At 71.0% G+C, this 12,799-nt stretch carries 14 protein-coding genes; 5 read left to right on the top strand and 9 right to left on the bottom strand.

Features of this window, described 5'->3' with window-relative positions:
* Positions 1–456, top strand: coding sequence for a PIN domain-containing protein (locus AC3A6G_RS20100; RefSeq protein ID WP_487861307.1), 456 nt, complete (start codon positions 1–3; stop codon positions 454–456).
* Here AC3A6G_RS20100 and AC3A6G_RS20095 read toward each other — a convergent pair.
* Together AC3A6G_RS20095 and AC3A6G_RS20090 are read right to left on the bottom strand one after the other, a co-directional pair.
* A complete protein-coding gene (locus AC3A6G_RS20095; RefSeq protein WP_487861308.1) occupies positions 453–1,289 on the bottom strand; it encodes a BUD32 family EKC/KEOPS complex subunit in 837 nt (278 codons plus the stop codon). The two genes, AC3A6G_RS20100 and AC3A6G_RS20095, sit on opposite strands and share 4 nt — an antisense overlap.
* Entirely contained in the window at positions 1,286–3,013 is a 1,728-nt protein-coding gene (locus AC3A6G_RS20090; protein WP_487861387.1) for an FMN-binding glutamate synthase family protein, read from the bottom strand. Before AC3A6G_RS20090 ends, AC3A6G_RS20095 begins: the two co-directional genes overlap by 4 nt.
* A 25-nt stretch (positions 3,014–3,038) precedes the next feature.
* Here AC3A6G_RS20090 and AC3A6G_RS20085 point away from each other — a divergent pair, with 25 nt between their 5' ends.
* A complete protein-coding gene (locus AC3A6G_RS20085; RefSeq protein ID WP_487861309.1) occupies positions 3,039–3,824 on the top strand; it encodes a UPF0149 family protein in 786 nt (261 codons plus the stop codon).
* A 61-nt stretch (positions 3,825–3,885) separates the two neighbouring features.
* Entirely contained in the window at positions 3,886–5,070 is a 1,185-nt protein-coding gene (locus AC3A6G_RS20080; RefSeq protein ID WP_487861388.1) for an MFS transporter, read from the top strand.
* Between the two features lie 9 nt (positions 5,071–5,079).
* Here the strand turns inward: AC3A6G_RS20080 and AC3A6G_RS20075 are convergent, their stop codons facing one another.
* The 4 genes from AC3A6G_RS20075 to AC3A6G_RS20060 form a co-directional block, all read right to left on the bottom strand.
* A complete protein-coding gene (locus tag AC3A6G_RS20075; RefSeq protein ID WP_487861310.1) occupies positions 5,080–5,397 on the bottom strand; it encodes a GNAT family N-acetyltransferase in 318 nt (105 codons plus the stop codon).
* Positions 5,394–5,891: a nuclear transport factor 2 family protein gene (locus AC3A6G_RS20070; protein ID WP_487861311.1), complete on the bottom strand. Its 498-nt coding sequence runs from the start codon at positions 5,889–5,891 to the stop codon at positions 5,394–5,396. Before AC3A6G_RS20070 ends, AC3A6G_RS20075 begins: the two co-directional genes overlap by 4 nt.
* A 67-nt stretch (positions 5,892–5,958) precedes the next feature.
* Positions 5,959–6,492 (bottom strand): CinA family protein, encoded by a 534-nt coding sequence (locus AC3A6G_RS20065; protein ID WP_487861312.1) that lies wholly within the window; start codon positions 6,490–6,492, stop codon positions 5,959–5,961.
* A gap of 274 nt (positions 6,493–6,766) precedes the next feature.
* On the bottom strand, positions 6,767–7,294 hold the full coding sequence (locus AC3A6G_RS20060; protein ID WP_487861313.1) for a phosphatidylglycerophosphatase A family protein: 528 nt from the start codon (positions 7,292–7,294) through the stop codon (positions 6,767–6,769).
* A 151-nt stretch (positions 7,295–7,445) separates the two neighbouring features.
* Here AC3A6G_RS20060 and AC3A6G_RS20055 point away from each other — a divergent pair, with 151 nt between their 5' ends.
* On the top strand, positions 7,446–8,921 hold the full coding sequence (locus tag AC3A6G_RS20055) for an MFS transporter (RefSeq protein WP_487861314.1): 1,476 nt from the start codon (positions 7,446–7,448) through the stop codon (positions 8,919–8,921).
* Here the strand turns inward: AC3A6G_RS20055 and thiL are convergent, their stop codons facing one another.
* Positions 8,922–9,881, bottom strand: coding sequence for a thiamine-phosphate kinase (thiL, locus tag AC3A6G_RS20050; RefSeq protein WP_487861315.1), 960 nt, complete (start codon positions 9,879–9,881; stop codon positions 8,922–8,924).
* Positions 9,882–9,932: 51 nt separating this feature from the next.
* Positions 9,933–10,562, bottom strand: coding sequence for a cysteine hydrolase family protein (locus tag AC3A6G_RS20045; protein ID WP_487861316.1), 630 nt, complete (start codon positions 10,560–10,562; stop codon positions 9,933–9,935).
* A gap of 100 nt (positions 10,563–10,662) precedes the next feature.
* Between AC3A6G_RS20045 and AC3A6G_RS20040 the strand changes: the two genes are divergently transcribed.
* Positions 10,663–11,640, top strand: coding sequence for a GlxA family transcriptional regulator (locus AC3A6G_RS20040; RefSeq protein ID WP_487861317.1), 978 nt, complete (start codon positions 10,663–10,665; stop codon positions 11,638–11,640).
* Between the two features lie 10 nt (positions 11,641–11,650).
* On the opposite strand, the gene AC3A6G_RS20035 is transcribed toward AC3A6G_RS20040, so the two are convergent.
* Entirely contained in the window at positions 11,651–12,772 is a 1,122-nt protein-coding gene (locus AC3A6G_RS20035; protein ID WP_487861389.1) for a YbdK family carboxylate-amine ligase, read from the bottom strand.
* Between the last annotated feature and the right edge of the window lie 27 nt (positions 12,773–12,799).

Below are 12,799 nucleotides of genomic sequence, written 5' to 3'. Positions count from 1 at the left end.
GTGACTGCTGGCAGCCAACACCCCGCCCCTTCGGCGGAAGCCGGCGCGTTGGTGGTGATCGACACCAACATCGCGCTCGACCTGCTGGTGTTCGAGAACCCCGACATCGCTCCGCTCGCCACCGCGCTGGCCGCGGGCGAGCTGTGCTGGCTCGCGACGGCGGCCATGCGCGTCGAGCTCGAACGCGTGCTCGGCTACCCGCTGGTCGCGCGGCGCATGCTGCAGCGCGGGCTCGAAGTGCAGGCCGTGCTCGCGGATTTCGATGCACGCGTGCGCCACGTCGACGTCCTTCCGCCGCGCGCACCCTGCGTCTGCAGCGACCCCGACGACCAGGTCTTCATCGACCTGGCTGTGGCGCACGGCGCGCTGCTGCTCAGCAAGGACCGCGCGGTGCTGTCGATGAAGAAGCGGCTTGCGTTGCGCGGCGTGGCGGTGCGCTCGGCACTGCACGCCTAAGCGGCAAGGTACCAGCGCCCCAGCAGCCGCGCCACCGCGCGCACGCGCTGGGTGTCGCGTCCCCAGCGGCGGCTGGCGGGCAGCTTCTGGGCCCATTTCATGCGCCGCGCCGCCTCGGCGATGCGCACGCGCACCTCGCCGCCGACCTCGGCGAGCGCGGCCTGCCAGTGCTGGCCCGCGGCTTCGGGCGCCGCGGCCTCGAGCATCATGGCCGTGGAATGCAGGTAACTGAGCCAGTCGCGGGCCTGGCATTCGGCCAGCGTCATGACCTCCGACGGATCGTCCTCGAAATCGATGTAGCCGATCACGCCGTCGGGGCAGAGCACGAGGTTGCGGTCGAAGGCCTGGCTCAGGTGCTGTCCGCGCAGATGCACCTGCGCGATCGCGGCGAGCCCCTCGCGCCACACGGCGAGCAGTGCCGCGGGCCCCGCCGCGGCCGCCTGATCGAGCCGCTCCTGCAGCACCACCGTGCCACGGCCGCTTTCGCCGAGGTCGGAGATCAGCAGGCCCTCGGGCTGCTCGGCCAGCACGCGCGGCACGCGCAGGCCCGCCGCGGCCAACTGCCGCAGCCGCCGTGCCTCGGTGGCGATGGCCGCCGCGCCGCCCGGGTTGGGCACCGGCTTGAGGATGTCGAGCCCGGCCAGCCGCGCCACCGCCGCCATCACGCGGTAGCCCCACTTGCCGTGGCGCGGGCCGGCCTTCTTGATCCAGACGCGTTCGCTGCCCAGGCGGTGGCTCGCCACGTTCTTCTGCTGCCGGGCCAGAGTGAGGCGCAGGAAGCTGTCGTAGTCGCCTGGCCCTGGCACGGACGGCTGCTGTTGCAAAGGCGTCATGCGGCCATGGCGAGGTTCTGCGCCGCAGCCTGCGGCGGCGCCTGCGTCAGCGGCTGGAAGCTCTCGGCGCTGGCCAGCGGCCAGTAGGTGCGGAACACGTTGTGCTGCCCGTCGAGCGCACCGAGCAGGGCGCCCGGCTGCACCTGCATGATCAGGTTGCTCAGCAGGCGCACTTCGGTGTCGGAGATGCGCCGCACGATGTGGTGCGCGGTGATCTGCTGCGGATGGTCGAGGCCCGCGGCCTGCACGAGTTCCTGCAGCGCATGCAGCGTGCTGCGGTGGAAGTTGCGCACGCGCTCGGCCTTGGCGGGCACCACCAGCGCCTGCTGGCGCACCGGGTCCTGCGTGGTCACGCCCGTGGGGCAGTGGCCGGTGTGGCAGCTCTGCGCCTGGATGCAGCCGAGCGCCATCATGAAGCCGCGGCCCGCATTGCACCAGTCGGCGCCCAGCGCCATCATGCGCGCGAGGTCGAAGGCGGTGATCACCTTGCCCGCGCAGCCGATCTTGATGTGGTGGCGCAGGTTCACGCCGACGAGCGTGTTGTGCACCAGCAGCAGGCCCTCCTGCAGCGGCGCGCCCACATGGTCGCTGAACTCCACCGGCGCAGCGCCGGTGCCGCCTTCGGCGCCGTCCACCACGATGAAGTCGGGCGTGATGCCGGTCGCCTGCATCGCCTTGACGATCGCGAACCATTCCCACGGATGGCCGAGGCAGAACTTGAAGCCCACGGGCTTGCCGCCCGACAGCGCGCGCAGCTCGGCGATGAAATGCATCATCCCGGTCGGCGTGTCGAAGGCGCTGTGCGACGACGGCGAGATGCAGTCGACACCCACGCGCACGCCGCGCGCGGCCGCGATCTCGGGCGTGACCTTGGGCGCCGGCAGCACCCCGCCGTGGCCGGGCTTGGCGCCCTGGCTCAGCTTGATCTCGATCATCTTCACTTGCGGATCGCGCGCATTGGCGCTGAAGCGCTCGGCATTGAAGGTGCCGTCGTCGTTGCGGCAGCCGAAGTAGCCCGAGCCGATCTCCCAGATCAGGTCGCCGCCGTGCACGCGGTGGTGCTGCGAGATCGAGCCCTCGCCCGTGTCGTGCGCAAAGCCGCCCATCTTCGCGCCCTGATTGAGCGCGAGGATGGCATTGGCCGACAGCGCGCCGAAGCTCATGGCCGAGATGTTGAACACGCTCGCGCTGTAGGGCTGGGTGCAGGGATGCCCGGCCTGGCCGGCCGATGCCGAGGCGTTGCCGATCACGATGCGGAAGTCGTGGTCGTCGAGCTTCGTCGGTTGCATCGAGTGGTTGATCCACTCGTAGCCCGCGATGGTCACATTGAGCTGCGTGCCGAACGGCCGGTTGTCGGGCTCGCCCTTGGCGCGCTGGTAGACCAGCGAGCGCTGGGCGCGCGAGAACGGCGCCGCCTCGGAGTCGCTCTCGATGAAGTACTGCCGCATCTCGGGCCGGATGAATTCGAGCAGGAAGCGCAGGTGGCCGATGACGGGATAGTTGCGCAGGATCGCGTGGCGGGTCTGGCGCAGGTCGTGCACGCCGGTCGCGGCGAGCACCGCGAAGACCACGAGCGCAAGCCAGGCGCCCCAGAGATGCGGCGCGACGAGCACCGCGGCCAGGCTGGCGGCGAGCCCGGCCACGCACAGGGCGAAGGCGGTAAAGCGCGTCGGGAAAGGAATCATCGTGGGCGTGGAAAAGTGAGGTCTGCCGGCCTGCTGCATCATAGAGGCCTGCCTCGGACCTGCCATGACCACTTCCCCCGACATCATCCCCCCGACCCCCGCCCCCGCCCAGCAACCCTTGGGCCCCGACGACTTCGATGTGCTCGACCAGGCGCTCGACGCCATGCGCGAGCACGACGACGAAATCCCACAGTGGGAATTCTGCGAAGGCTTCATGGCCGCGCTGATCTGCACCCGCCGCGCGATCGAGCCGGCCGAATACTGGCCGGTGCTGCTCGGCGACGGCTTCGTTCCGGCCCAGCACATGGAGTTCGTCTGGAACTGGAAGCGCCGCTGGCGCGAGATCGAAGAAGGGCTCGACGCCGACGTGCAGTCGCTCGACGACGAGCGCAGCTGGCAGCCCGAGGTGCTCGACACCCGCGGCGCCATCGCCTCGCTGCCCGAGGAAGAGCGCGCCGAGGTCGAGGGCGAGGAGATCCCCTCGTTCGCCCAGGTCTGGGCGCTCGGCTTCATGTACGCGGTCGAGAACTGGCCCGAGGACTGGGCCGCGCCGCGCGACAAGGAAGCCGCACAGATGCTCGACGATGCGCTCGACAACATCGTCGCGCTGACCGAGAACGACACCGCCAAGCCCACGGTCTCGATGTACAGCGACGACGGCCCGCCCAGCGTGAGCCAGCAGCGGCTCGACGACTTCGGCGCTGCCATCTGGGCCGTGTACGACCTGCGCCAGCTCTGGAAGAGCCTGGGCCCGAAGGTCCAGACGGTCCGCAAGGAGGCCGAGCCGGGCCGCAACGATCCCTGTCCCTGCGGCAGCGGCAAGAAATACAAGAAGTGCCACGGTGCCTGACAGCAGCATCGGCGCCAGCAGCGACGCCGGTGCAAGGCTGAGCCCGCGCGCCGCGTGGGTCATGGTGCTGGCGCTGTGCGCCGGGGTGGCGCTGAGCCAGGCGTTCCGCACCGTCGGCGCGATCATGGCGAGCCCGCTGCAGGCCGATTTCGGGCTCTCGGCGCAGGCGCTCGGCATCTTCTCGGGTGCGTTCCATTTCGCATTCGGCGCGATGCAGCTGTTCATGGGCATCGGCATCGACCTGCATGGCGTGCGGCGCACCGTGCTGGTGGCGTTTCCGATCGCGATCGCGGGCGCGCTGCTCTCGGCGCTGGCGCAGAGCTACCCAGTGCTGGTGGCCGGCCAGGCGCTGATCGGCATCGGCTGCGCGCCGGCCTTCCTGGTGTGCACCGTCTTCGTCGCGCGGCACTTTCCCGCCGCACGCTTCGCCACCGTCTCGGGCCTGGTGCTCGCGATCGGCGGGGTCGGCATGCTGGTCACGGGCACGCCGCTCGCGTGGCTGGTCGAGGCGTTCTCTTGGCGCGCGGGCTTCGTGGTGCTGGCCGTCGTCTCGGCGCTGGCCTGGCTCGCCATCTGGCACTGGGTGCGCGAGCCCGCCTCGGCGGTGCCGAAGGCGAAGGAGTCGATCCCCGAGGCGATCCGCCAGTTCGGCGTGCTGCTCGCGATGCCGCACACGCTCGGCATCGTCCTGCTCGGCGGGGTGACGTATGCGGCCTTCATCTCGCTGCGCGGCCTCTGGCTCGGGCCGCTCATGATGGAGCGCCACGGCTTCTCGCTGGTGCAGAGCGGCAATGTCGCCATCGCCATGTCGGTGATCTCGCTCGTCGGCGCGCCGCTGTTCGGCCGTTTCGACCGCGACGGTGCGCTGCGCCGGCGCCGGATCGTGGGCTGCGCGCTCGGCTATGCGGCGCTCTTCGCGCTGGTCGCCTTCACACGCGCGGCGTGGCTCGACATCGCGGGCCTGCTGATGATCGGCGTGCTCTCGGGCTTCATCGTCTGGCAGTACGCCGACGTGCGCGTGGCCTATCCGGCCACGCTCACCGGCCGGGCCATGGCGGTGTTCACCATGGCGATGTTCCTCGGCGTCGCGCTCATGCAGTGGGCCACGGGCCTGGCGGCGTCGGTGGCCGTCGCGCACGGCGGCGATCCGCTCACGGCCGTGATGGCCGTCATCGCGGCGCTGCTGGTGCTCGGTATCGCGGCCTTCGCGTGGCTGCCCGCGCCAAAGGCGCTGCTCAGGTCTTGAGCGTGCGGCTCAGATCTTGAACGCGCGCTGCACGTCCGGGCGCACGAGGTCCGCGTACTCGCGGTGCTTGCGGATGTAGCCCGCGATGAACTGGCACACCGGAATCACATGCAGCCCCCTGGCGCGCGCGTCGTCGAGCACATGCCGCGCGAGGCCCGAGCCCACGCCCTTGCCTTCGTTCTCGGGCAGCACCTCGGTGTGCGAGAACAGGATCGCGTCGGTCAGCAGGTTGTATTCGGCATAGCCCGCGAGCCGGCCGTCGCGCATGGCTTCGTAGCGGTGCTGGGCGGGGTTGTCGGCAATGGCGAGGGAGGTCTTGTCGTTCATGGTTCGCGTGCGAGGTAAGTGGCGAGGTTGGCGGCCGCGGTGGCCCTGACTTTGTTGCGCAGCATCGGCGTCCAGCCGAGCAGCAGCCCCGGCGCGCCGAGCGCCTGGCGCGCCCAGGCCCAGAACGCGAAGCTGTCGCGGTGGGTGGCGATGAGGCCTTCGGGCGTGAAGCCGAACTGCGCATCGACGTGGTTGTCGACCAGGCGACCGGTGGCGCTGAAGCGGTAGTGCGCGTCCCAGTGGGCCCGGCCGCTGGTGTCGTCGGCCTCCACGTCGCGCCAGCTCAGCTTCCAGACGTCGGCGCCCCTGGCGCGCGTGGCGTCGCAGAGCATGCGCCACATGCCGCCGACCTGGCGCCGCCCGCGCAGCGAGAAGGCCTCGTCGTCGAAGGCCGCATCGCTCGCGTAGCAGGCGGCCATGGCGGGGCCGTCGAGCCGCGCAAAGGCCTGGTAGAAGCGCTCGATGGTCTGGGCATTGGCTGATGCTGCGGTCATGAGGCCTCTTTCTTCGGATGGAACGGTGCGCGGCGCGAGATCATAGTGGACCGCGCCGTGCGGCTTTTCAGGCGTTGCCCTGCGGGCCGAGCAGCACCACCAGCGTCTGCAGCGCGTAGTGCACCGTGGCCGCGCGCACCGCCGCGCGGTCGCCCTCGAAGCGCCGGCGCTCGGTGCGCAGTTGGCCATCGACCGACCAGCCGAACCACACCGTGCCGACCGGCTTGTCGGCGCTGCCGCCGCTCGGGCCGGCCACGCCGGTCACTGCCACCGCGACGCGGGCGCCCGAGCGGTCCGCCGCGCCCACGGCCATGGCGCGCGCCACGGGTTCGCTGACCGCGCCATCGGTGGCGATCAGCGCCGCGTCGACGTCCAGCATGTCGGTCTTGGCCGCGTTCGAATAGCTCACGAAGCCACGGTCGAACCAGGCGCTCGAGCCCGCGAGGTCGGTGCAGGCGCCGGCGATCAGGCCGCCGGTGCAGCTTTCGGCCGTGGCCAGCATCCAGCCCTTCTGCAGCAGCAGGTCGGCCAAGGCCGCGACGATCGCGGGCGTGGCCTTGTCGGCGAGCAGGGGCCGCGGAGGAAGCAGGGGGTTCGTCATGGTCAGGGCCTGTTCACACTATTTACGGGGATCGCGTTGGCCCGCATCGGGGCTGGCTGCAAGGCGCCCGTGCGCAGCAATGCTGGAGCATTGCAAGCGCGGGCAACGCCGCAGACGGCCCCAATGCGGGCCAACCCGAAGGGAAGGCATGCCAAAGCGGCCAACTCCGCGTTGCACGCCTTGTGTGTGCCGACGCACACACTGCGTCGTGCGCCTTGATTTGTCCGCTTTGGCATGCCTTCGCGACCCCGTAAATAGTGTGAACAGGCCCTACTCACCAGGCGCGCCACAGCGCAATGACCAGCAGCGTGCAGAAGGCCGCCACCAGGTCGTCGAAAAGAATGCCGAAGCCTGCGCGCCACCAGCGCGTCTCGACACCGGCACGCGGCTTGAACAGCGCATCGGCCCAGCCCACCGGGCCGGGCTTGGCGGCATCGAAGAACCGGAACAGCCCGAAGGCCACCGCCTGCGCCAGCAGGCCCGCGGGCGTGACCAGCCAGAGCACGATCCAGAACGCCACCACTTCGTCCCAGACGATGCAACCCGGGTCGGCCACGCCGAGGTCGCGCGCGGTGCGGCTGCAGGCCCACCAGCCGATCGGCAGCGCGGCCAGGATGATCCAGCCGATCGTTGCGGGCGTGAACCACAGCTGCATCACCGCGAACGCCACCCAGGCCCAGAGCGTGCCGACGGTGCCCGGCGCCATGCGTCCGAGCCCGGAGCCGAAGCCGAGCGCGATGAAATGCGCCGGATGCGCGCGAAGAAAAGCGATGGTGGGGCGGAGCGGGGTGGCGGGGGACATCGGGCCTGCGGAAGAGAAAACGGCTGGGGTCGAGCCAGGAGTGTCGCGCATTCGAGGGCGGCCAAGATCTTGCATTTATCAAAGCAATTACTTGTTTAATTGATGGACCCGGCCTACGATCGAGGCCTTCCTCTCGCTCCGCCCTTGCGCCATGCCCGCTGCCTCTTCGACCATTCCCTCCGCCACCGGCGTTTCCCCGCTGCCGTCCCCACCGCCCGCCCCCGGCTGGCGCGAGCTGTTCAGCGGCCGCAACGGCTGGCGTGCAGTGGCGCTCACGGGCGGTGTGGCGCTGCACGCGGTCAACGTGCACATCGTGACCACCGTGCTGCCGTCGGTGGTGAACGAGATCGGCGGCCTCGACTGGTACGCGTGGAGCACCACGCTATTCGTCGTGGGATCGATCCTGGGCGCGACGCTGTCGGTGCGGCTGCTGGCGAGGCTTGGGCCGCGCGGCGCCTGCCTGGCCGCCCTGGCGATCTTTACCATGGGCTCGATGGCGTGCGCGCTTGCACCGGCCATGGCCTGGCTGCTCGCGGGCCGCACGGTGCAGGGGTTGGGTGGCGGCCTGCTTGCCGCCCTGAGCTATGCGCTGATCCAGCTGGTGTTCGCGCCGCGGCTGTGGCCGCGTGCGGTGGCGCTGGTGTCGGGCATGTGGGGCGTGGCCACGCTCTGCGGGCCGGCGGTCGGCGGCCTGTTCGCGCAGGCGGGGCACTGGCGCTGGGCCTTCTGGTCGCTGCTGCCGCTGGCTGCGGCGCAGGCGCTTCTGGTGGCGGTGCAACTGCGGCCCGCGGCGGGCGTGCGGCACCAGCGGCCGGCGCAGATGCCGCGCATTCCGGCGCCGCAGATCGGCTTGCTCGCCGCCTCGGTGCTGGTGATCGCGGCGAGCGGGTTCTGGCCGGCGCTGGCCTGGCAGGCCGCCGGCGTGGCGCTCGGGCTCGGACTCGGCCTGCTCGCCACGCGGGTCGACCGGCGTGCCGCGGTGCGGCTGCTGCCGACCGGCGCCTACGCGGTGCGCGCGCCGATGGGGGCCATCTATGCGAGCGTGGTGCTGCTGCTCGTCGGCACCACCACCGAGATCTTCGTGCCCTATTTCCTGCAGCTGCTGCACGGCCATTCGCCGCTGTCGGCCGGCTACCTGACGGCCGCGATGGCCGGTGGCTGGAGCGCGGGGTCGCTGCTGTCGTCGGGCCGCAGCGGCCGCGCCGCCGACCGCATGCTGCGCGCCGGGCCGGTGGCCTGCACGCTGGGGCTCGTCGCGCTCGCGCTGCTGCTGCCGGCGCCCGGGCGTTTCGCGCCGGGGCTCGAGATGTTTCTGGCAGGCGTCGCGTTGGCCGTCGTGGGTGTTGGCGTGGGCATCGGATGGCCGCACCTGGTCACGCGCGTGATGTCGCTCGCGCCCGGCGGCCAGGAAGGCCTGGCCTCGGCCTCGATCACCACCGTGCAGCTCTATGGCATGGCCGTGGGCGCAGCGGTGGCGGGGCTGGTGGCCAATGCGGCCGGCCTCACCGAACCCGGTGGCGCGGCCGGCGCGCGCTCGGCGGCTGCCTGGCTGTTCGCGAGCTTCGCACTCGCGCCGGCGCTGGCGGCGTGGCTGGTGGCCCGCTTCGTTGCCGCGCGCAGGGGTTGATCAGGCGAAGTGGTCGAACGACCCGAAGCGCTGCGCCACCGGTGCACCGCCCGCATCGACGATGCGCAGTCCGGCTTCGGCCTCGATGCGGCCGATGCGCGTGACGCGCGTGGCGCTTTCGCGGCCGGCCTGCGCCACCGCGGCGCGCGCCGTGGGCGGGGCGGTGAACACCAGCTCGTAGTCGTCGCCGCCCGAAAGCGCGCAGCCGCGCAGCGTCTCGGTGCCGATGCCGGGCGTGTCGGCCGCGGCCACGAGGCTCGCGGCCGCATCGGCGTCGAGCGTGGCACCGACCCCGCTCGCCGCAAGGATGTGGCCCAGGTCGCCGACGAGGCCGTCGCTCACGTCCACCGCGGCCGATGCGGTGCCGCGTAGCGCCTGGCCCAGCGCCACGCGCGGCGTGGGCTGCTCCATGCGTGCGCGCGCCGCCTTGAACACCTCGGCCGGGAGCGCGAGGGTGCCGCGGAACACCTCGAGCGCGAGCCGCGCATCGCCGAGCGTGCCGCTGGCCCAGATGTCGTCGCCGGCACGCGCGCCCGAGCGCAGCAGCGCCGCACCGGCCGGCACCTCGCCGAACACGGTGATGCAGATGTTGAGCGGCCCGCGCGTGGTGTCGCCGCCCACGAGCTCGCAGCCGTGCACGTCGGCCAGCGCCAGCAGCCCGCGCGAGAACGCCTCGAGCCACGGCGCATCGATGCTCGGCAGCGCCAGCGCGAGCGTGAAGGCCAGCGGCTTCGCGCCGCAGGCGGCCAGGTCGCTGAGGTTCACCGCCAGCGCCTTGTGCCCGAGCCGCACCGGATCGACCGTCGAGAGGAAATGCCGGCCTTCGACCAGCATGTCGGAAGACACCGCCAGCTGCATGCCCGGCGCGGGCGCGAGCAGCGCGCAGTCGTCGCCCACGCCGAGCGGCGAGCGCTTGGCGGGGCGGTGGAAGTAGCGTGCGATCAGGTCGAATTCACCCATGCGGCGAGCATAAGGGCTCCGGTGCGCGCGAAATGCAACCTTGGCGCGCGCTCAGCCCCGCGCGCGCCGGTTCGACATGACCACGTTGTCCTTCTCGATCGCCTCGCCGGCCTGCAGCGCGGCGATCCAAGCCTCGGTGGTCGCCACCGCCGCGAAGTTGCTGTGGAACACCACGCTGAAGACGCGGTGGATCTCTTCCGCGCTCGCGCGGCCCGCCGCGTTGGCGTAGGGCAGGGCGCCGGTCGCGTCGGAGAGGAATTCCACGTTCAGGCCGCGGTGCATGGCCTCGAACACGGTCGACGCATCGCAGTTGTGCGTCATGTAGCCGGCGATGCTGAGCGTGTCGATGCCCGTGCGCGCGATCCAGTCGGCGAAGTCGGTGCCCGTGAAGACGCTCGGGAAGGCCTTGGTCACGAGGTGGTCGTGCGGCCGCTTCGCGATCTCGGGATGCAGCTGGCCGTTGTGGGCGTCGGCCTGGAACACCGGCGCGCCGGCCGGCGCATGGTGGCGCACCACCACCACGGGCGTGCCGGCGGCGCGCGCGGCGTCCATCGCGCGGGTGATGTTCGGCAGCGACTGCTCGACCGGCGGATGCTCGATCGGCAGTCCGCCGCCTTCGAAGTACTCGTTCTGCACGTCGATCACGACGAGGGCGCGGCGCGGTGCGGTCTTTGCGTTCATGGGCTTGCTCCGTAGGTTGTAGGTTGGGTTGCACCGATTCTTGCCCGCGCGGCGCGTGCGGAAAAGTGGCCCGAATGCCATTCATCGATAAAATCGGGCCATGGCGCGAACCCCTGCAGAAACCATCGCCGTCGTGGCCTTCGACGGCATCAGCCCCTTTCACCTCTCGGTGCCGTGCATGGTCTTCGGCGAAGACCGCACCGAAGCGGGGGTGCCGCGCTTCCGGCTGCAGGTGTGCGGTTTCGAGCCGGGGCCATTGCGCACCAACGCGGGTTTCACGCTCAACGTGCCGCACGGCCTCGAGGCCATCCGGCAGGCACAGATCGTGATCGTGCCCTCGTGGCGCGACGACGGCAGCCCCGCGCCGCCGGCGCTGCTGCGTGCGCTGCAGGCCGCGCACCGCCGCGGCGCGATCGTCGTGGGGCTGTGCCTCGGCGCCTTCGTGCTGGCCGAGGCAGGCCTGCTCGACGGCCGCCCGGCCAGCACGCACTGGAAGCTGGCCGACACCTTCGCGCGCAAGTACCCGAAGGTGCAGCTGCACCCCGAGGTGCTGTACGTCGACGACGGCGACGTGCTCACCTCGGCCGGCACTGCGGCGGGCATCGACTGCTGCCTGCACCTGCTGCGCGTGCGCCACGGTGCCGAAGCCGCGAACCGTGCGGCGCGCCGCATGGTGGTGGCGCCGCACCGGCAGGGCGGGCAGGCGCAGTACATCGAGCAGCCGGTGCCGCCGGTCGCGGGCGGCAACGGGCTCGCGCCGCTGCTCGAATGGCTGGGGCGCCACCTGCAGGCCGCGCACGAGCTCGACGCGCTCGCCAAGCGTGCGCTGATGAGCCGGCGCACCTTCACGCGGCGCTTTCGCGAAGCCACCGGGACGACGGTCGGCCAGTGGCTGCAGAACCAGCGCCTCGCGCTCGCGCAGCGGCTGCTCGAAACCACCGACCGGCCGGTGGAGCGCGTGGCGACCGATGCCGGCTTCGGCTCGGCGGTGTCGCTGCGCAAGCACTTCACGGCGGCCTTCAAGGTGTCGCCGGCGGCCTACCGGCGGCAGTTTTCGCTGCAGGCCGCAGCGGGCTGAATCCGGGCGGTCAGTCCGCGCCGCGGAAGCGCAGCGCCGACTGCCGCACCACCTCGGCGAGCAGCCGCTCCTTGCCCTGCTTCTCGCGCAGCCAGCGCGCATCGTTGCGGTTGGCCTCCACGCTGGTGCGCAACTCGCCGAGCGCCTTGGTGGCGTTGAGCGCCTCGCTGTGCCATTCGAGCTGGGTCATGGTCATGAGGATGTGGTCGCGCAGCGGCATGTGCTGACCGCTCGCGGGGTCGACATACACCGCGTCGAGCCCGAAGCGGCAGGCCTGGAAGCGGTTGTAGGTGTAGACGAGGTAGTCTTCCTCGCTGGGCTCGAAGGGCTGCTCCTGCAGGAACCATGCGGCCAGCGACTGCACGTAGCCCGCGAGCGCGGCGGCGCGCTCCACCGTGAGCGGCGTGTCGAACACGCGGATCTCGATCGTGCCGAACTCGGGCTTGGGACGGATGTCCCAGTAGAAGTCCTTCATGCTGCGCACGACGCCGGTGCGGGTCATGCGCTCGAAATAGGCCTCGAACTCCTTCCAGCTCAGCGTGAACGGCGCGCGGCCCGAGAGCGGAAATGCGAAAACCGAGTTGAGCCGCGCCGAGTCGAATTGCGTGTCCTGCCCCTGCACGAACGGCGACGAGGCCGACAGCGCAATGAAGTGCGGGATGTAGCGCGACATGCGGTGCAGCATCAGCAGGGCCGCGTCCGCATCGGGGCAGCCGATGTGCACGTGCTGGCCGAAGATGGTGAACTGCTTGCTCAGGTAGCCGTACAGCTCCGACAGTTCGCGAAAGCGCGGCTTGTCGTAGATGCGCCGCTCGTGCCACTGCTGGAATGGGTGCGTGCCGCCGCCGACCACCGCGATGTTGAGCTTGTCGGCATTGCGGATCAGCGCCTCGCGGATCGGCGAGAGCTGCGTGATCACGTCCTGGGCCGAATGGCAGATGTCGGTCGAGATCTCGATCATGCTCGAGGTCATCTCGGGCACCACGCTGCCGGGCAGCGGCGTCTGGGCCATGAGCCGCAGCATGTCTTCGGCGTACGGCGCGAGGTCGTAGTCGTGCGTGTTGACGAGCTGCAGCTCGAGCTCCACGCCGAGCGACAGCGCTTCGGAGCGGTTGAAGGGCTCGAGCCGCACCACGCGGCTGTCGGGGTCGGCCGCCAG

Source organism: Variovorax sp. Soil_C_26 (assembly GCF_057657075.1).
Note: the sequence above shows the minus strand (reverse complement) of the source record. Positions and strands in the feature narration are given on the sequence as shown.